The organism is Idiomarina sp. UBA4206 (assembly GCF_002383015.1).
Classification (GTDB): domain Bacteria; phylum Pseudomonadota; class Gammaproteobacteria; order Enterobacterales; family Alteromonadaceae; genus Idiomarina; species Idiomarina abyssalis.
Window position 1 is genome coordinate 60,046 of the sequence record NZ_DFTS01000043.1, and the last position, 624, is coordinate 60,669.

At 42.5% G+C, this 624-nt stretch carries 1 protein-coding gene; it reads left to right on the forward strand.

The window, feature by feature from the left end; all coding sequences use genetic code 11:
- The first annotated feature begins 73 nt into the window (after positions 1 to 73).
- Positions 74 to 541, forward strand: coding sequence for a bacterioferritin (gene bfr / locus B3180_RS09345; protein WP_054486877.1), 468 nt, complete (start codon positions 74 to 76; stop codon positions 539 to 541).
- Positions 542 to 624 lie beyond the last annotated feature (83 nt).

Below are 624 nucleotides of genomic sequence, written 5' to 3' on the forward strand. Positions count from 1 at the left end.
AAACCCAAATTGATCTTATATCGCGCCTTGGCAATGAAGTTTATCTGCAAACAAAAATTCAAGGAGCTGAATAATGAACAGAGATAATAACGTCGTTGAGCAGCTCAATCGTCTTCTGGCTTTTGAACTCACTTCAATTGACCAGTACACATCGCATTCACGGCAATACGAAGACATGGGCTTAATGAAGCTTTATGAGCGTATTAACCATGAAATTGATGATGAACGTGGTCATGCGGACTTGCTCATTCGCAGAATTCTATTTCTGGAAGGTAAACCCAAAATGGATGCGCGTGAACCTCATACCATAGGTTCAGATGTCCGCGAAATGCTGGAAAACGATCTGCAGCTTGAGTACAACAACGCAAAAACGTTACGCGAAGTCATTGAGTACTGTGAAGAAGTTGATGATTATGTCACCCGTGAGATGCTGGTCGGCATTTTGAAAGATACCGAAGAAGATCACGCTTACTGGTTACAAATTCAACTGAACCTGATGGATCGTCTGGGTGAACAACTTTACTTACAAAGTATGATGTAAATAGAGTCTCCTCTTTCTGCAGGCACAAAAAAACCGCCTCAAGGGCGGTTTCTTTTGTATCTGGCGGAGAGAGAGGGATTCGA

What these genes read in the sequence shown, in the direction of transcription:
- bfr (WP_054486877.1), top strand. Translation starts at nt 74, where the DNA reads ATGAACAGAGATAATAACGTCGTTGAGCAGCTCAATCGTCTTCTGGCT.